Here is an 18,199-nt window from a genome sequence, read left to right as displayed (position 1 = left end):
TCCTGATTGGCTCTATTCTTGAAATTTGTTTTCATCAGCAGGGACATTGAGTATTTGCAGTGCACCCTTCATGATTTCAGAAAAAACGGGGGCAGCGACTGAACCGCCATAGTAAAGATCACCTTGAGGCTCATTGACCACAACAACCAGCGCCACTCTTGGGTCACTGACTGGAGCAAAGCCTGCGGTGATCGCAATGTATTCATCACTGTACCCGCCCGCTTCAGCCTTACGAGATGTACCCGTTTTGGCTGCAACTCGGTAACCTGGTACCGCAGCTCTTGTTGCCGTACCGCCTTTTTGAGTCACCCCTTCTAGCATATTCAAAACCAGCTCAGCGTTCTCGCGCTTGATGATTTGCTTAGAAAAATCTTGGTCGTTACTTTTAATAATATGAATCGGTTCATACATGCCTTTGTTGGCTAGCGTTGCATAAGCATGCGCCAACTGCATCGGCGTAACCGACAAGCCATAACCGAACGCTAAGGTCGCAATTTCAAACTTTGACCAGCGGCGGCGATTAGGGAAAATACCGCTCGTTTCACCAACTAAATTGAGCCCAGACATCTCGCCGAGGCCAACCGAACTATACATTCCAAGCAAGGCTTCAAGTGGCATATTAAGTGCCAATTTCGCTACGCCGATGTTACTCGACTTCTTGAGGATCAGCGCTAAGTCAGCCTTACCGACTTTAGAAGAATCTCGTACGCGACTACCACCGATCTGCATAATGCCATTACCTGTATCAATAACGATATCTGGGTCCGCAGTGCCGGTCTCTAGCGCTGCCAAAACCACAAAAGGTTTCACGGTAGAACCCGGTTCCATTGCATCGGTCAGAACCCGGTTACGCATCTTAAAGCTTTGTAAATCAGCACGATTGTTCGGATTATAAGAAGGGGCATTAACCATGGCTAACACGGCACCCGTTTTCACATCGAGTAGTACAGCAGAGCCTGAAGTTGCTTTGTGATCCGCCACAGCTTGCTTGATCGCACGATAAGCAATCGCCTGAAGTCGTTGATCAATCGTTAACTCAAGAGGCTTGCCTTCTTCACGCTCTTCTAGAGCAATGTTTTCAACAACACGACCATAACGATCTTTACGGATGGTTCGCTTACCCGCCTCGCCCGTTAGCCATTTATCATAGCTACGCTCAACGCCTTCTAGGCCGTGACCATCTATTCCGGTCACACCAATAAGGTGCGCACTAACTTCGCCAGCTGGGTAGTAACGTCGAGATTCAGCTTTAAGACCAACGCCCACCAGCTTTAGCTCACGAATGTACTTAGCCATCGCAGGGCTAACTTGTCTTTGCAGATAAATAAATCGGCGGGATTTGTTGCTAGAGATCTTGTCGATCATCGATTGACGTTCTAGGCCAAGTACATCGGCTAACGCATACCAACGATCAATCTGAGCCATGCCATTTTTATCGAAAATGGTCTTAGGATCGGCCCATACCGCTTCTACCGGAACACTCACAGCAAGCGGTTCGCCATTGCGGTCAGAGATAATACCGCGAGCGGAAGGAATAGCTTTAACACGTACCGAGCGAAGGTCGCCCTGACGAATTAAATTATCTGGTTCAATGATTTGGATGTAAGCCACACGACCTACGAGTGCAGCAAAGGCAAGAAACACGAAAGCAATAACAACGTTAAAACGCCATTTAATCAGAATGGGATCCGAATCCTTTTCGCTCTTCACACGCTCTTTCGTTGATTTATTAACGGTTTTCGCGGGTGCTTTTTCCTTTTTACCGGTCATTTCAGTGTGATCACAACTTCTTTGTCAGAGTCTGGACGTTTCATGTCTAGCTCTCGTTTTGCCGATGCTTGAACGCGACTGTGTTCAGCCAGAGCCGTCTCTTCAAGCATTAAATTTCGCCACTCATCATCAAGCTGTTCTCGCTCCACTAATGCCATGTCTTTTTGCGTGATCGCCTGACGTGACATATGTGTCGTGAGAACGACCCCCATTGCACTCGCAAAGATACAGATAAGAAGCACCAATGGGACCTTGCCCACGGAGATCAAATCAAAAAATATTATCTTGGCTAAGTTTGGTTTGGAGGTCTTCATTGACTATAGCTTTTCTGCGATTCGTAATACTGAGCTACGTGAACGAGTATTCTCATCCACTTCGCCTTTCGATGGTTTGATCGCTTTACCTACTGGCTTAAGATCAGCACTGCCTAGCGCTTTGATCTGCTCTTCAGTCAAAGGTAAGCCGTGTGGAACTTGAGGGCCTTGGCTCTCTTTACGGATAAAGCGTTTCACCATGCGATCTTCAAGTGAGTGGAAGCTGATAACAGACAAACGGCCTTCAGGAGCAAGAATGCTTGCCGCGCCTTTTAGTGCCGTATCGATCTCTTCAAGTTCACTGTTGATGTAAATGCGAAATGCTTGGAAAGCACGTGTCGCTGGGTGCTTTTTCTCTTTGAAGCTCTTTGGAGCCACATCAGAGATAAGCTTAGCCAACTGGCCAGTACGCGTTAACGGTTCGTTCTCTTCGTTTTCTTGATAAGCAATGATGCCTTTCGCGATACGACGAGCGTGTTTGTCTTCACCGAACTCGCGGATAACCCAAGTGATGTCATCAAGATCCGCTTCAACTAACCACTGAGAAACAGGAATACCCGTTGTAGGATCCATACGCATGTCCAACGGGCCATCTTTCATGAAGCTAAAGCCACGTTCTGCATCATCTAACTGTGGTGAAGAAACACCTAAATCCAGTAAAACACCATCCACTTGACCGACTAAGTCATAACGCTCTGCATATTCAGCCATACCTGAGAAAGGGCCGTGAATAATCGTAAAGCGAGGGTCATCAATCTTTTGTGCTTCTGCAATCGCTTGTGGATCGCGGTCGATACTAAAGAGTCGTCCATTCTCGCCCAGTTTAGACAGGATTGTACGGCTGTGACCACCACGGCCAAAAGTACCATCGATGTAGGTACCGTCAGGTTTGATCGCAAGTCCGTCAATAGATTCGTTAAGCAATACTGAAATATGTTTGAATGCTTCTGTCATAGTCTTCTCAGTGAGTGGATTGAGCCAATAGTTCGGCAATAATTTGTTCTGTTAACGTTTTAGTGTACTGATTTCGCGCTGTATCTCCACCATATTGTGTATAGGCTTTGGGAATTTTTGACCCAAGCTCATATCAGGATGAAGGATTCTAAGGAAATCTAAATAATTTACGTCAATATAAAGCAAAAAACCCATCACTACCGTTAAGTAATGATGGGTTCTTTAGATAGGTGGAGTTGACACATACGCCGGGTTCTGTTCCGCTTGCGCGGCGGTAACCATTCGTCTAGGCCTGCAATCGCTCACAGGCTCAAGCAATCTACCCGCCCCCATACGCGAGCAACGCAATGTGAGGGCCTATTTGATCTTGCTCCGGGTGGAGTTTACCTTGCTACGAACTGTTGCCAGTCGCACGGTGCGCTCTTACCGCACCCTTTCAGCCTTACCTGTGCCCCTTCCGAAGAAATGAGGCCATCGGCGGTCTTCTCTCTGCTGCACTTGTCGTGGGCTCGCGCCCCCCAGACGTTATCTGGCACCCTGCTCTATGGAGCCCGGACGTTCCTCCCCTCTGCCAGTCTCCCGAAGGACTTCAACGTCAGTTTCCCGAAGGACCTCAACGTCAGTCTCCCGAAGGACATCAGCAAAGCAGCGATTACCCGTTCAACTCCGAGGACGGATTGTATAGAGATTAGAGTGCAGTGTCTAGCGAGATCACAAATATGCTGTAAACCGCTAAGTAAACGCATGAATTTCACACAATCTAGGCAAAAAAAGAGGAATGAAGGGTTTGCCCTCATTCCTCACAAGCTTTGAAATAGCGCTCTAGTAACTTATCTACTGAGTGACTACTTCGCTATTTAACGACCTGTTAGTTATTTAGCGTTAACCATCTAGGTGCTCAAGGCCCCACTTATATAACGCGTTCTTTTTCAGGTTGTAGATTTCAGCTGTCATTACCGCCGCTTTTTTAAGAGGTAACTCTTTGGTTAGAATACCCAGCGTGCGAGTCGCTTCGTCTGGCAGTTCAGTGCTCGCTTCTTCACGGTGACCATGAATCAATAACACCATCTCACCGCGCTTACGGTTCGAATCTTCTTCAATCCACTCAATAAGCTCACCCAATGGCAATCCTTGAATGGTTTCGAATGTTTTAGTCAACTCACGCGCCAACACAACTTCGCGGTCTGGACCTAAGATCTCAAGCATGTCTTGTAGAGAATCTGAAATACGGTGCGGTGATTCGTAGAAGATACACGTGCGTTCTGCTTTTGCGATCTCTAAGAACTTATCTTTACGACCTTTGCTCTTTGGCGGTAAAAAGCCTTCAAAGCTGAAACGATCAGACGGTAAACCAGACGCACTCAACGCCGTAATCACAGCACAAGCACCAGGAAGTGGCACAACTCTCACACCCGCTTGACGACATTGTGATACAAGATGGTAACCTGGGTCACTGATTAAAGGTGTACCCGCATCAGAGACTAATGCGATAGACTGACCTTCTAATAACCTTTCGACTAGAACTTGCGCTTTAGTTTGTTCATTATGATCATGTAAAGCGAACGTTCTGGTTGATATATTGAAGTGAGCAAGCAGCTTACCCGTGTGGCGTGTGTCTTCGGCTGCAATAACATCGACACTTGATAAAATTTCAATTGCTCTTTGAGTGATATCTCCCAAATTTCCGATTGGGGTTGGCACAATGTAGAGAGTTGGGCTCTCTGTGAGCAAGGTTTTGTTATCTGTCATTTGTTTACCATCACTTCAACGATTAATATAGATACAAATTTATACGGAATTTAAAGAACTCATGGCAACGATGAACCATAAGAGACTCAGTGTACCACGCTTACTAACTCCAATTGCATTAGCAATTACATTGGCGGCTTGTTCTTCAGGCCCTCAAGCACCAACAAGCGTTGATATTACACTAGATCCAGCGCAATCAACTGAAAGTTACATGATGCAGGCGGATAGTAGCAAAGGAAGTCTACAAAACGACTGGTTAATCATGGCGCTTAAATCTTCTGTGCAAGCTGGAAAAACCGATCAAGCAACATTGCTTATCAAACGCCTAGCAAAACAAGAGCTAACTGAAGTTCAACAAGCGGAATGGCAATTGGCTCGCGCTCAGCTGTTAATCAATAACTCACAGCCGGAGCAAGCTTATAGCCAACTGAACTTCCAGCCTTGGTGGAAACTGCCTAACGAACAGTGGAAAGATTATCACGAGCTACGCGCGAACATCTCAGAGATTAAGAGTGAGTATTTCGAGGCAAGCCGCGAGTTAGTGCTCTATTCAGAGTACCTAGAGGCTGACGAAGAGCTTCAACAGCAAACTGCCGACCGTATTTGGCAAAACCTGAATAGCTACTCTCAATACGAGATTCTAGAACTGAAAACATCTCCGACAGAAGATGTGCTTTCAGGCTGGTTACAACTGGCTATCTACATGAAGACGCTGAACTCGAATCTTCCAAACCTGCAGGAAACCCTGTCGGATTGGTTAGCCGAGAATCCTCAGCACCCAGCTGCTACTTATACACCTCAAGCGATCACCGACATCTTGGCACTAGAGATCAGCAAGCCAACCAGCACAGCACTGCTGCTACCGCTAACAGGTAAGTACGGTAAGCAAGCACAGCTCGTTCGTGATGGTTTTATCTTTGCAATGATGAATGATAAAGAGCGCGAAGAAGATGCAACGCTGACGGTTATGGATACCAACGTGCAAAGCGCCGCTGAGATTAAAGCGACACTGGAAGAGAACAACGTTGATTTCATCGTTGGTCCGCTGATTAAGAGCAACATCACTAAGCTTCAGCAAGCACAGAAAAACCACGAGAACTCGATTCCAGCTTTAGCTCTGAACATTCCAACGCAACTAGAACCTGATACCAATATTTGCTATCTCGCTCTATCGCCTGAACAAGAAGTCGCTCAAGCAGCGAAGCATCTTTTTGCTCAAGGCTACAAGTACCCGCTTATCCTTGCTCCAAAAGGACGTTTAGGTGATCGCGTTGAACAAGCGTTTAAAGAAGAGTGGAAAAAATACAGCAGCAACGATGTAGCAATCAGCTTCTTCTCAGACAAGCGTCAACTACAGCGTAATGTGAATCAGGTGTTCGGTTTACAAGAGAGCCAACAACGCATCGCTCAAATGGATGGTCTGCTTAACCTTGACCTAGAAACTGAGCCACGCAGCCGTCGTGACATCGACTCTGTCTACATTGTGGCGAAGAACTCAGAGCTCACGCTGATCAAGCCTTTCATTGAAGTGGCGATTAACCCAGATGCTGACCAACCAGCACTGTTTTCAAACTCACGCAGCAACAGCGGTGACAAGCAGTATGAAGACCTGACAGGTGTGTTCTACAGCGATATCCCACTATTGGTTGAGAACAAGAACGAACTTAACAAAGAGCTAAACGACCTATGGCCCTCATACTCAAATGGCCAAAAGCGTCTGCAAGCACTTGGGATGGATGCTTACTACCTAATGGATGCTCTTCCACAGATGAAGGCTGTTCAGGGTTATAGCATTCCAGGTGAGACAGGTGTGCTCACTATCGACAACAACTGTGTTGTTCAACGTGAAATCAGCTGGGCAGAGCATGGGGCTTTTTAGCCGAACGTTCTTAGCGAAACCAACTATCACCCACAAACAGGTGGGTGATAAATACGAGGCCGTGGCAAAATCTTATCTGATTAACCACGGTTTATCGTTAATTCAAGAAAACTTCATAGCAAAATGTGGCGAGATTGATCTTATAATGCGCCATAACAACACGATTGTGTTTGCCGAGGTAAAATACCGCAAGCAAACCCGCTACGGACATGCCGCAGAAATGGTGACAGCCAAGAAGTCACAGAAGCTACTCAAAACAGCTAATGTTTGGCTGATGCAGCAAGGCCTGTCGGTGCACTCTACAGATTTCAGATTTGATATCGTTGCCATTGAAGGGCCGAATGACAATATCAATTGGATTCAAAACGCGATTACCCAAGGATAAACATGCTAGACAGCATTAAAGAAAGTTTTACAGAAAGTATTCAAATCCAAATTGCGGCTGCAGAAGCACTGCCAGACGCAATCACGCATGCCGCTCAAGCCATGGTTGCGACCTTGCTTAATGGAAACAAAATTCTTTGTTGTGGTAATGGTGGTTCGGCGTCGAATGCTCAGCAATTTGTATCGTGCCTACTTAATCGCTTTGAAACCGAGCGCCCTAGCCTTCCTGCAATGGCGCTAATGGCAGACAACACTACGCTAACGGCAGTCGCTAACGATTATCACTATGAAGAGATCTTCTCCAAGCAGGTACGCGCGTTTGGTCAAACTGGCGATATCTTGTTAGCTATCTCTACCAGCGGTAACAGCAAGAACATCATCAAGGCAATGGAAGCGGCAGTAACTCGTGACATGACCATCATCGCCTTTACGGGTAAAGATGGTGGTGAAATGGCAGGTTTACTTGGTGAACACGATGTAGAGATTCGTATCCCTTCACACCGTACCGCGCGCATTCATGAAGTACACATGGTGACACTGCACTGCCTATGTGACCTAATCGATCAAGTACTCTTCCCAGCTCACGAAGAGTGATATACGGAGCATCACAATGAAATCATTAACCTCTATGAGGCTGTTTAAGCTGATTAGTGTTTCGCTACTTACACTGTCCCTATCTGGTTGTGCTGGCATTTTCATTGCTGGTGCAGCAACTACTGCAAACCTAGTCACGGACACTCGAACCACCAAAGAAATTTGGAACGACAACAATATCGAATTTGAAGTCGCGGCTATCACCAACAAACAACCTTACCGTGGTAGCGTGCGTGTCACTGCAAGTTCTTACCGCGGCTCTGTGGTGTTAATGGGCCAAGCAACAACAGATGCTGAACGTCGTGCTTTTGAGAGCCAAGCTAAAGATGTGGCTGGTGTAGAGAGTATCCACAATCAGGTTCGTGTTAAACAACCATTGTCGATCAGTGCCATCAGTAACGACAGTTGGATTACTACTAAGGTGAAATCTGCACTATTAGCTAATGCTGAGTTAAATGGTATTAAAGTGAAGGTAATTACTGAGGATTCAGAGGTCTTCCTGCTTGGACTGGTTTCTCGCGAGCATGCGGATATCGCAACCGAAGTGGCTCGCAATGTCTCTGGTGTGAAACAGGTGATCCGAGCATTTGAATATGGCGAAGAAGAGACAGCCGTTAATTAGCGTTTTATCTGAAGCTTTGTAGAAAGCAGCATATTGCACAAAAAGAAAAAGCAGCGACGAGTCACTGCTTTTTTTATTCGGGTTCGTTATTTAACTAACGTTATTTGATAACACGAAGGCTTGGGCGACCTTTTGCTGGACGAGGTGGCTCAGGGTCTGAGTCAGGCTCTTCAGCATCTACATCTGCCGTTGCTACGCTCAAAGATGGGCCTTTTTCTGGTTCTTCAAAAGGAGTTTCTTCAATCCCTTCTTCAAACGCTTCCATGTAAGCCTCTTCAGGTTCAAACATGGTGCCAGCACCGTTCTCACGAGCGTAAATCGCTTGTACTGCGTAAAGTGGCACGATCACAGAGTGTGGGCGACCACTAAAGCGTGCACTAAACGTCACTGCTTCGTTACCCAGTTCAAGTTGTCCAACAGCACGAGGCGCAATGTTCAGAATGATCTGACCATCTTGAACAAACTCTTCTGGTACTCGCACACCCGGTAATGTTGCTTCAACAACAAGGTGGGGAGTCAATTCGTTATCAACCAGCCAATCGTAAAATGCACGAAGCATGTATGGACGGCGTGGTGTCATATTTGAAATATCCATAACGCTTAGCGAACGAGTCGCATCTCGCGCTCAGCTTCAGTTAGAGAAGCTAGGAATGAATCACGTTCAAATACGCGGTTCATGTAAACTTTAAGTTCTTTAGAACCAGGGCCAATCAGTTCAATACCAAGCTCAGGTAAACGCCATAGTAGCGGAGCTAGGTAGCAATCAATTAGGCTAAACTCTTCGCTCATAAAGTATTCATACTCAGCGAAGATTGGAGCAAGAGTCAGTAGGTCGTTGCGTAGTTTAACGCGAGCAGCTTCAGATTCTTCAGCGTTGCCTTTAACGATCTTCTCTGCAACTGAATACCAGTTACGCTCAATGCGGTACATCATTAGACGGCTGTTACCACGAGCAACCGGGTATACAGGCATCAATGGTGGATGAGGAAAACGCTCATCTAGGTATTCCATGATGATCTTTGAGTCATATAGAGCAAGCTCACGATCAACAAGAGTTGGTACTGATTTGTACGGGTTCAGTTCAACAAGCTCTGCTGGTAGATTTTTCTCATCAACCAACTCAACTTCAACACTTACGCCTTTTTCAGCAAGAACGATGCGCACCTGATGGCTATACATATCAGAAGCACTTGAGAAAAGAGTCATTACAGAACGTTTATTGGCAGCTACAGCCATGGAGCCCTCCAGTACACTTTAAATAAAAACAATGGAGGCCTAAAGCCTCCATTGAACATTAACATAATTTGGGAATTAGCACGGTATTATAGCACAATTAGTGCACATCACGCCAATACTCTTTCTTAAGCAAAATCACGATGATAGTGAAGATGACTAAGAACGCCATTACCCACCAACCCATAGCGTGACGCTCAAGTTGAACTGGGTCGCCTGAGTAAACCAAAAAGTTAACAAGGTCACGAACCGCTTCGTCGTATTCACCAGAACTTAGTTCACCAGAACCGTCAGTTTCAGTACCAACAACTACTGTTACCTCTTCGCCATCTACCATATGAGTATCGTAGACTGGTGTCGGGATACCTTGCAGCTCTTCAAGAACGTGCGGCATACCAACGCTTGGGAAAACAATGTTGTTCACACCAAATGGACGTGATGGATCTTCATAGAAAGTACGAAGGTACGTGTATAGCCAATCGGCACCACGAACACGAGCAACCAAAGTTAGGTCAGGTGGCGGAGCACCAAACCAACTTGCCGCTTGCTCTGAAGGCATCGCGTTAACCATCAAGCTACCGATTTTCGCTTCAGGGTCGAAAATCAGATTTTCCTTCATTAGATCAACTGGGATCTCTAAATCATTCGCAACACGTTCATAGCGCTGGTACTGCGTTGAGTGACAAGCAAAACAGTAGTTCATGAACATCTTAGCGCCATTTTGCAATGAAGCTTTATCTGTTAAGTCGTTGTTTGCTTTGTCTAATGGTACGTTTGCACCCGCTGCCATCGCCAATGACGGCAACATAGCAAATAAAATTACAATCCACTTTTTCATTTGAATGTCACCCTTTCTGGTAATGGTTTCGTCGCTTCATTTTTACTGTAGAACCACAGTAGAACGAAGAACATGAAGTAACCTAAGCTAAAGATTTGAGCTAGTAGCGTGTATGTTGGCGTTGCTGGAAGCGCACCAAGTACACCAAGCGCAATAAAGCTTATTGTGAATTGGATGATGTTAATCAAATGCAGTTTGCTACGGTAACGGTAAGAGCGCACTTTACAACGGTCGAACCATGGCAGTAGGAATAGCACAACAATAGATGCACCCATTGCTACTACACCTAGCAGCTTATCAGGAACAGCACGAAGTACAGCGTAGAACGGCGTGAAGTACCAAACTGGAGCAATGTGCTCTGGTGTTTTCAGTGGGTTTGCAGCTTCAAAGTTAGGCGGCTCAAGGAAGTATCCACCCATCTCTGGGTTAAAGAACAGCACATAACAGAACAAGAATAGGAAACCAGCAACGCCTACCATATCTTTCACAGTCCCGTATGGGTGGAAAGGAATAGAGTCGATGATGTCGTATTTCTTAGTGTAATCCTTGTGGAATGGGAACTGAGTTTTGTAGTCGTCGCCCATGGTGCCTTTCGGAAGCTTAGTCTCGATGCCGTCAGGGTTGTTCGAACCCACTTCGTGCAGAGCCAGTACGTGAAGTACGATAAGCAGCAGAAGAACAATTGGTAGTGCGATAACGTGCAGTGCGAAGAAACGGTTCAGCGTTGCACCAGAGATGATGTAGTCACCACGGATCCAAAGCGTTAGGTCATCACCTATAACAGGGATCGCACCAAACAGAGAAATGATTACCTGAGCACCCCAGTAAGACATTTGACCCCATGGTAGTAAGTACCCCATGAAAGCCTCAGCCATAAGCACTAAGAAGATCAACATACCGAAGATCCAAAGTAGCTCACGAGGTTTTTGGTAAGAACCGTAGATTAGACCACGGAACATGTGCAGGTAGATAACAACGAAGAATGCCGAAGCACCCGTCGAGTGCATGTAACGTAGTAGCCAGCCGTATTCCACATCACGCATGATGTATTCAACAGAAGCAAATGCACCGTCGCCAGACGGTACGTAATTCATTGTTAGCCAAATACCTGTAAGGATTTGGTTAACCAACACCAACATTGCCAAAGAACCGAAAAGGTACCAAAAGTTAAAGTTCTTAGGCATTGGGTATTCAGATAAGTGCTTTTTGTAAGCATTCATCGCGGGTATACGTTTTTCTACCCAGTCTAGTAGTCCTTGCATTATGCATCTCCCTCGTCAATACCGATAAGGATCTTGGTGTCGCTTAAATACATATGCTTTGGCACAACAAGGTTCAACGGTGCAGGTACGCCTTGGAATACTCGACCAGCCATATCAAATTTCGAACCATGACACGGACAGAAGAAACCAGACTTAACACCCTGAACTTGTTCTGCAAAAGAATCTGGCAGGTAAGTTGGAGAACAACCTAAGTGCGTACAGAAACCAACAGCAACGAAGAATTCCGGCTTAATTGAACGGAATTCGTTCTGTGCGTATTCAGGTTGTTGTTCAGCTTCAGATTGAGGATCACGAAGTTGACCACCAATAGACTTTAGGTTTTCTAATACCGATTCAGCACGGCGTACAACCCATACAGGTTTACCTTGCCACTCGACACGAACCATTTGTCCCGGTTCCAACTTACTGACTTCCACTTCCACCGGCGCGCCCGCAGCTTTCGCCTTGGCACTCGGATTCCATGATTTAATAAAAGGCACGGCTACAGCAGCTGCTCCTAAACCACCAACAACGGCTGTTGTTGCGGTTAAGAAACGCCTGCGACCGTTATTTAAAGGCGCGTTGCTCATCCAAACATTCTCCCATTTGCTCCTTATGGATTGAAATCATTCCGATTAAAGAGCATGGCTAACAAAATATGTATTTAGTTCTATTTATTGACGGCAAATGATAAATAAAACCCTACTTTTTGACAAGATAAAGCTACCTTTTTGTAACAATCATGAGGCAAAGCGCACATTGGGTTACAAAAGCTTTCAAAATATAAGAATTTGGAAATAAAACGAGAGAGGGAAAGCGTTTAGCGGGGGTATAAAAACAAAAAGCCCGGCATATAGCCGAGCTTTGAACCACAATTCCAGTAATAAAACTGGGAGCGTGTACTTTTTCGTAAAGAAAAATTAACGCTTAGAGAATTGAGGTTTACGACGTGCTTTACGTAGACCAACTTTCTTACGTTCAACGCAACGAGCGTCACGAGTAACGTAGCCAGCTGCACGTAGAGCAGGACGTAGAGTTTCATCGTACTCCATAAGAGCGCGAGTGATACCGTGGCGGATTGCGCCAGCTTGACCAGAAATACCACCACCAGAAACAGTGATGTAAAGGTCAAGTTTCTCAGTTAGTTCAACTAGCTCAAGAGGTTGCTTAACAACCATACGAGAAGTTGGACGACCGAAGTAAACATCAAGGCTACGCTTGTTGATTACGATCTCACCAGAGCCTGGTTTGATGAAAACACGAGCTGCTGAGCTTTTGCGACGACCAGTGCCGTAGTATTGATTCTCTGCCATTTTCATAATCCCCTTAGATGTCTAGTACTTGTGGCTGTTGAGCAACATGGTTGTGCTCAGTACCAGCGTACACTTTAAGCTTACGGTACATCGCGCGGCCTAGAGGACCACGTGGAAGCATACCTTTAACTGCTAGTTCTAGAACCATTTCTGGCTTCTTAGCAATTAGCTTTTCAAAAGTGATAGTTTTAAGACCACCTGGGAACTCAGAGTGACGGTAGTAAACCTTACCCTTAGCTTTGTTACCAGTTACAGCAACTTTCTCAGCGTTAACAACGATGATGTAATCACCAGTGTCTACGTGAGGAGTGTATTCTGCTTTGTGCTTGCCGCGTAGGCGAGAAGCGATTTCACTTGCTAGACGGCCAAGAGTTTTGCCTTCAGCGTCTACAACATACCAGTCGCGTTTTACAGTTTCTGGTTTAGCAACGAAAGTTTTCATGCTAATAATTACCTATTTAAAAAATTTACACTTAAGGAATACTCGCGTATTCCCACTGTCTAAGAGTTACCATTCATCACCCCTTCGAGTGTTGGAAAACTCTTGGCATAACGTGATTTTACTCATCGCTAGAGGCCCGCAGTAACGGTAGGTCGCAGGATTATAGAGAAGAGCGAAGAAAAAATCACCTCTTTTTGAACAAAATCACGATTTTTTTAATTCTATTTCTTATTCGAGATAATCAGAGCTAACTTAAGTGTTCTTTTGCCAAATATTCATGGCTCTGCATTTCGATCAAACGCGACTGACAACGTTTAAATTCAAACTCTAGCTGCCCATGGGTATACAATTTTTCTAGCTCAACTTCCGCTGAAATAATCAATTTCACATTACGCTCGTAGAACTCATCCACCAACGCGATAAAACGTCTCGCTGCGTCATCTGAAGTCGCGCCCATTTGCAACACATCAGCCAACAGAACGGTATGGTAGACACGAGAAAGCTCAATGTAGTCATTCTGGCTACGAGCCGACTGGCAAAGCTGAGCAAAAGTACCATGCAGTACGCCATCACTCGCTTCAACGACATCCAGTTGACGGTGGTTAACCTCGATCTGCTTAAGCTTCTCTTTATCTTCACCAACAAGCTGAGCGTAATACTTTTCAAGGTTGATATTCGCTTGGCTATCCAACGGGTAATGATAAATTTCAGCCTGCTCTAAGGTACGTAGGCGATAATCAATGCCGCTATCAACATTAAGAATATGGCAGTTATCTTGAATCAGCTTAATTGCAGGCAAGAAACGCGCGCGTTGCAAACCATTGCGATACAGATCTGCCGGCGGAATGTTTGACGTTGCCACCAAGATAACGTTACGAGCGAATAACTCTTGGAACAAAGTTCCTAGGATCATGGCATCCGTGATATCAGAAACAAAGAATTCATCGAAGCAGATAATATCCGCCTCTTCTTTTAATTTATCCGCGACCAAAGGCAATGGATCACTGACATTACCGAGCCCCTTCAACTCATCATGCACTCGATACATAAAGCGGTGAAAGTGAACACGCATTTTTTTAGTGGTCGGTAAGGCATCGTAGAACGTATCCATTAGATAAGTTTTACCGCGCCCTACACCCCCCCAAAAATAGAGACCTTTCGGTGGTTGTGGCAGTTCTGGCTTTTTACCCAATAATTTCTGGAATCGAGTCAGTTGAGGAATGGGCGTATTCATGTAATCTTGGAATTGATGAAAGAGTTCATCTAAAGATTTAACTGCTTGCTCTTGTGCTGGATCTCTTTGAAATCCATGTTCTTTTATATCTTGTTCGTATTTTTTGATGGGATTCATGACGACATTTCCACAATGAAAGCGATATTCAGACAGCAAATAAAAATGGGCTCAGACAGTACGATAGATTAAGTAATGCGGTGAATAATGCAGCACTAAACTGCTAACTAGCGCACACGCATTTCTCTTTATACTGCGGCTTTCTCATAGTACCATGGAGCCGTAGCACGTGTAACTAAGCAGTAACAAACATGTTAAAAAACAATAATAAGGAGCTGTTATGCCTTGGATGTATGCCGTTGCCGGTTTACTAATCGGAGTTATTTTAGGTGTCGCTATTTCTCGTCTTATGACACCTGAATACAAAAAACAAAAGAACGTACAGAAAGAATTGGATAGCGCAAAGTTTGCCCTGGAACAGCAGCGACAAGAGCTGGCTGATCACTTTGCGAAGTCAGCAGAAATGTTGGACACCTTAGGCAAGGACTACACGAAGCTGTACCAACACATGGAAAAAACGAGCTCAGAGCTGATTCCTAACCTGCCAGAGCAAGATAACCCGTTTGTGAAAACAGCCGCAGCTCATTCGGATAAACCACAAGATAAGCCTTCAATTAAGGAAGCGACGCTTGAGGAACAACCGAAAGATTACGCGAATGGCGCAACCGGTTTATTTACAGAACAGAAGAAAGAGATCATTGACGCTCCTGATGTAGTGACAGCAAAAGCATCATAAACATTTAACACTTCTGTGAACTTTACAAAGGTTTTTGAGTCATAACTTTCACTCAGGTCACTTGAAACTTCTCATACTTATACCAAATATGAGAGATGTAAGACCTTAACTAGAGAGGAGTTTATGATGAAAAAACCTTTGCTTGCTTTATCAGTACTGACTTTAAGCTTAAGTTCAATCATCACCCCCATTCAAGCAACGGCCGCACTGCCATTAAGTGTGGGTAACGAACAATTACCAAGCCTCGCGCCCATGCTTGAACAAGTGACCCCCGCTGTGGTAAGTATTGCCGTAGAAGGCAAACAGGTACAACGTCAGCAAATCCCTGAACAATTTCAATTCTTTTTTGGCCCCGAACAAACACGAGAGCGTCCATTCCGAGGTTTGGGATCGGGTGTCATCATTGACGCTGAGAAAGGTCATATCGTCACCAATTATCATGTCATTAATGGCGCCGACGATATCAAAGTAAAACTTCATGATGGTCGAGAATACGATGCCGAGCTTATCGGTGGCGACCAGATGTCGGATATCGCACTGCTTAAACTCGAAAAAGCCAAGAACCTTACCCAGATAAAAGTCGCAGACTCGGACAAGTTAAGAGTCGGTGATTTTAGTGTCGCAATTGGTAACCCGTTTGGACTAGGTCAAACCGTGACATCAGGCATTGTTTCTGCGCTCGGTCGTAGCGGCCTAAACCTAGAGAACTTTGAGAACTTCATTCAAACCGATGCCGCAATCAACAGCGGTAACTCTGGTGGCGCACTAGTGAACCTCAACGGTGAACTGATTGGTATCAACACTGCCATTCTTGGCCCTAACGGAGGTAATGTCGGTATCGGCTTTGCGATCCCATCCAATATGATGAAAAATCTGACAGATCAAATTCTCGACTTCGGTGAAGTAAAACGCGGCATGCTTGGTGTTCAAGGTGGGGAAGTGACCTCTGAATTGGCAGAAGCACTCGGTTATGAATCAAGTAAAGGCGCCTTTGTTAGCCAAATTGTACCTGATAGCGCAGCAGACAAAGCGGGACTTAAAGCCGGAGACATTATTGTCTCTATTAATGGCAAACGCATTGATACCTTCAGTGAACTCAGAGCGAAAGTGGCCACACTAGGTGCGGGCAAGCAAATTGAGCTTGGTGTAGTTCGCGATGGAAAGAGTAAAACCTTTGACGTCACCCTTGGTGAATCAACCAACAGTAAGACACAAGCAGAGAAACTGCATGAAGGCTTAGCTGGTGCAGAGCTTACCAACACAACAGACAGCGACTCAGCAACGGGCGTAAAGGTGTCAAGTGTGGCTCAAGGATCACCTGCCGAAGCTTATCAACTTCTCAAAGACGACATCATTATTGGCGTCAATCGCCAAACCGTTAAGAACCTTGCTGAATTTAGAGAGATTATTGAGAAACAGCCTGGCGTATTGGCGCTAAATATCCAACGCGGTGACAGGATTATCTACCTCGTTATTCGATAGTCATACGTCAGCGTAATAATAGGGAGGCTCAGTAAGTTTGCTTTAAACTTACTCAGTCTCCCTTTTCTTTAGATGAATCAAAATGCTATGCTTCACTAGTAATCAAGTCAGTCATCCATCTACGGAGGCTTCACACCTTACTTGTTGAAGAGGGAAACATGCTGTCCTTTCTATTTCGTTCTATTTCCCTTGGACTCGTTTCAGCGACTCTTATTCTTTTCGCATTTCCGAGCTTAAGGCCCGCTATTGTTGCTGACGTTACTAATCCTAAAGTGGATAACATCGGTTCACTTCAGATTTCATTTAATCAAGCTGTACGCCGCGCGGCGCCAGCTGTGGTCAATATTTATAGCCGTAAATACGCTGAAAGCAATCGTAACAAACTGCTGACTCAAGGTTTGGGTTCAGGAGTCATTGTCAGCGAAAAAGGCTATATCATTACTAACTTCCACGTAGTTGCTCAGGCTGACCAAATCGTAGTGGCACTTCAAGATGGCCGAGTCGCTGCCGCGCAACTTGTCGGCTCAGACAAGCGCACCGATATCGCGATACTGAGAGTCAGCGGTGACAACCTACCCGTAATCCCATTAAACCCAAGCTACAAGGCCAAAGTCGGTGATGTGGTACTAGCGATCGGTAACCCATATAACCTAGGTCAAACGACCACCTTTGGCATCATCTCCGCAACAGGTCGCTCTTCGATCAGTGCTGATGGACATCAAGCCTTTATCCAAACCGATGCAGCGATCAATGAAGGTAACTCTGGTGGTGCATTAGTCAACTCACAAGGTGAGTTAGTCGGCATCAATACGGCTTCTTTCCAACAAGCTACGGATATGGAAACCTACGGGATCTCATTTGCTATCCCTTACCCACTAGCTAATAAAATCATGGAGAAGATCATCGCAGATGGCCGGGTCATTCGTGGTTATATCGGTATCGACGGGCAAGACATCAACTCGGTGACGTCACGCTTGCTTGGCAATAAGAACATCGGTGGGATTGTTGTATTAGGCATAGACCCGAATGGTCCAGCAGCTGATGCAGGCTTTGAGGCACAAGATATCATTGTCAGCATCAACAACACCCAAGTGAAAGGACGACAGAGTGTAATGGACATCGTTACCGACTTACGTCCGGGCACAGTTATCGATGTCGGTATATTACGCCAGGGTGAGAACAAGACTCTTAAGGTCACCATAGCTGAAGATACTCGCTTATAAGTTAAGCTCTACAGATTAGCTGTTCAAAGCACTAAAGTACGAATACAAAAGTATACGGATACAAAAAACCCAGCTTTCAAGCTGGGTTTTCTTTTATCCGAAGATGCTATCAA

General features: G+C 45.4%; 19 protein-coding genes and 1 other RNA gene. 7 read left to right on the top strand and 13 right to left on the bottom strand.

Annotated elements, in window-relative coordinates:
- Window positions 1–12 precede the first annotated feature (12 nt).
- The 5 genes from L1D22_RS12815 to rsmI all read right to left on the bottom strand — a co-directional run bounded on the left by L1D22_RS12815 (window position 13) and on the right by rsmI (window position 4,787).
- Complete coding sequence (locus tag L1D22_RS12815; RefSeq protein WP_239830084.1) at window positions 13–1,770, bottom strand: penicillin-binding transpeptidase domain-containing protein; 1,758 nt, start codon at window positions 1,768–1,770, stop codon at window positions 13–15.
- Entirely contained in the window at window positions 1,767–2,084 is a 318-nt protein-coding gene (gene ftsL, locus L1D22_RS12810; protein WP_048662657.1) for a cell division protein FtsL, read from the bottom strand. The genes L1D22_RS12815 and ftsL overlap by 4 nt, the downstream gene beginning before the upstream one ends.
- A 3-nt stretch (window positions 2,085–2,087) precedes the next feature.
- A complete protein-coding gene (rsmH, locus tag L1D22_RS12805) occupies window positions 2,088–3,038 on the bottom strand; it encodes a 16S rRNA (cytosine(1402)-N(4))-methyltransferase RsmH (protein ID WP_017059280.1) in 951 nt (316 codons plus the stop codon).
- Between the two features lie 228 nt (window positions 3,039–3,266).
- Window positions 3,267–3,706, bottom strand: an RNA gene (gene rnpB / locus L1D22_RS12800) — RNase P RNA component class A.
- A 214-nt stretch (window positions 3,707–3,920) separates the two neighbouring features.
- Window positions 3,921–4,787: a 16S rRNA (cytidine(1402)-2'-O)-methyltransferase gene (rsmI, locus tag L1D22_RS12795; RefSeq protein ID WP_239830083.1), complete on the bottom strand. Its 867-nt coding sequence runs from the start codon at window positions 4,785–4,787 to the stop codon at window positions 3,921–3,923.
- Between the two features lie 61 nt (window positions 4,788–4,848).
- Between rsmI and L1D22_RS12790 the strand changes: the two genes are divergently transcribed.
- From L1D22_RS12790 to L1D22_RS12775, 4 genes are read left to right on the top strand one after another with little or no spacing between them, the layout of a single operon-like run.
- Entirely contained in the window at window positions 4,849–6,666 is a 1,818-nt protein-coding gene (locus tag L1D22_RS12790) for a penicillin-binding protein activator (protein ID WP_239830082.1), read from the top strand.
- The gene (locus L1D22_RS12785) at window positions 6,653–7,051 is read left to right on the top strand and encodes a YraN family protein (protein WP_123301480.1); all 399 of its coding nucleotides are present in this window, start codon (window positions 6,653–6,655) and stop codon (window positions 7,049–7,051) included. The genes L1D22_RS12790 and L1D22_RS12785 overlap by 14 nt, the downstream gene beginning before the upstream one ends.
- A 2-nt stretch (window positions 7,052–7,053) precedes the next feature.
- On the top strand, window positions 7,054–7,644 hold the full coding sequence (locus L1D22_RS12780; protein WP_010434705.1) for a phosphoheptose isomerase: 591 nt from the start codon (window positions 7,054–7,056) through the stop codon (window positions 7,642–7,644).
- A 16-nt stretch (window positions 7,645–7,660) separates the two neighbouring features.
- On the top strand, window positions 7,661–8,266 hold the full coding sequence (locus L1D22_RS12775) for a BON domain-containing protein (protein ID WP_239830081.1): 606 nt from the start codon (window positions 7,661–7,663) through the stop codon (window positions 8,264–8,266).
- Between the two features lie 100 nt (window positions 8,267–8,366).
- Here L1D22_RS12775 and sspB read toward each other — a convergent pair whose 3' ends face one another.
- From sspB to zapE, 8 genes are all read right to left on the bottom strand, one after another.
- Window positions 8,367–8,861, bottom strand: a complete 495-nt coding sequence (gene sspB, locus L1D22_RS12770) for a ClpXP protease specificity-enhancing factor (protein ID WP_164913282.1) — start codon at window positions 8,859–8,861, stop codon at window positions 8,367–8,369.
- A 5-nt stretch (window positions 8,862–8,866) separates the two neighbouring features.
- A complete protein-coding gene (gene sspA, locus L1D22_RS12765) occupies window positions 8,867–9,502 on the bottom strand; it encodes a stringent starvation protein SspA (protein ID WP_017629359.1) in 636 nt (211 codons plus the stop codon).
- Between the two features lie 97 nt (window positions 9,503–9,599).
- Window positions 9,600–10,337: a cytochrome c1 gene (locus tag L1D22_RS12760; protein WP_239830080.1), complete on the bottom strand. Its 738-nt coding sequence runs from the start codon at window positions 10,335–10,337 to the stop codon at window positions 9,600–9,602.
- Window positions 10,334–11,599, bottom strand: a complete 1,266-nt coding sequence (locus L1D22_RS12755) for a cytochrome bc complex cytochrome b subunit (protein WP_017629361.1) — start codon at window positions 11,597–11,599, stop codon at window positions 10,334–10,336. Before L1D22_RS12755 ends, L1D22_RS12760 begins: the two co-directional genes overlap by 4 nt.
- Entirely contained in the window at window positions 11,599–12,189 is a 591-nt protein-coding gene (petA, locus tag L1D22_RS12750) for a ubiquinol-cytochrome c reductase iron-sulfur subunit (RefSeq protein ID WP_004740757.1), read from the bottom strand. The genes L1D22_RS12755 and petA overlap by 1 nt, the downstream gene beginning before the upstream one ends.
- 330 nt (window positions 12,190–12,519) lie before the next feature.
- Window positions 12,520–12,912 carry a 30S ribosomal protein S9 gene (gene rpsI, locus L1D22_RS12745; protein WP_004740758.1) on the bottom strand — a complete coding sequence of 131 codons (393 nt, stop codon included), beginning with the start codon at window positions 12,910–12,912 and terminating at the stop codon, window positions 12,520–12,522.
- Between the two features lie 13 nt (window positions 12,913–12,925).
- On the bottom strand, window positions 12,926–13,354 hold the full coding sequence (gene rplM / locus L1D22_RS12740; RefSeq protein WP_010434689.1) for a 50S ribosomal protein L13: 429 nt from the start codon (window positions 13,352–13,354) through the stop codon (window positions 12,926–12,928).
- 247 nt (window positions 13,355–13,601) lie between these two features.
- Window positions 13,602–14,705: a cell division protein ZapE gene (gene zapE / locus L1D22_RS12735; protein ID WP_239830079.1), complete on the bottom strand. Its 1,104-nt coding sequence runs from the start codon at window positions 14,703–14,705 to the stop codon at window positions 13,602–13,604.
- 220 nt (window positions 14,706–14,925) lie between these two features.
- Between zapE and zapG the strand changes: the two genes are divergently transcribed.
- The 3 genes from zapG (at window position 14,926) to degS (ending at window position 18,086) form a co-directional block, all read left to right on the top strand.
- Window positions 14,926–15,381, top strand: a complete 456-nt coding sequence (zapG, locus tag L1D22_RS12730; protein WP_132762219.1) for a Z-ring associated protein ZapG — start codon at window positions 14,926–14,928, stop codon at window positions 15,379–15,381.
- Between the two features lie 126 nt (window positions 15,382–15,507).
- Window positions 15,508–16,863 (top strand): Do family serine endopeptidase, encoded by a 1,356-nt coding sequence (locus L1D22_RS12725; RefSeq protein ID WP_239830106.1) that lies wholly within the window; start codon window positions 15,508–15,510, stop codon window positions 16,861–16,863.
- Between the two features lie 158 nt (window positions 16,864–17,021).
- Window positions 17,022–18,086: an outer membrane-stress sensor serine endopeptidase DegS gene (gene degS, locus L1D22_RS12720; protein ID WP_239830078.1), complete on the top strand. Its 1,065-nt coding sequence runs from the start codon at window positions 17,022–17,024 to the stop codon at window positions 18,084–18,086.
- Window positions 18,087–18,199: the final 113 nt, after the last annotated feature.

The organism is Vibrio sp. Isolate34, from assembly GCF_022397915.1.
In the GTDB taxonomy this organism is placed as follows: Bacteria; Pseudomonadota; Gammaproteobacteria; order Enterobacterales; family Vibrionaceae; genus Vibrio.
The sequence above is the reverse complement of the archived record's forward strand: the minus strand, read 5'-3'. Positions and strand labels throughout refer to the sequence as shown.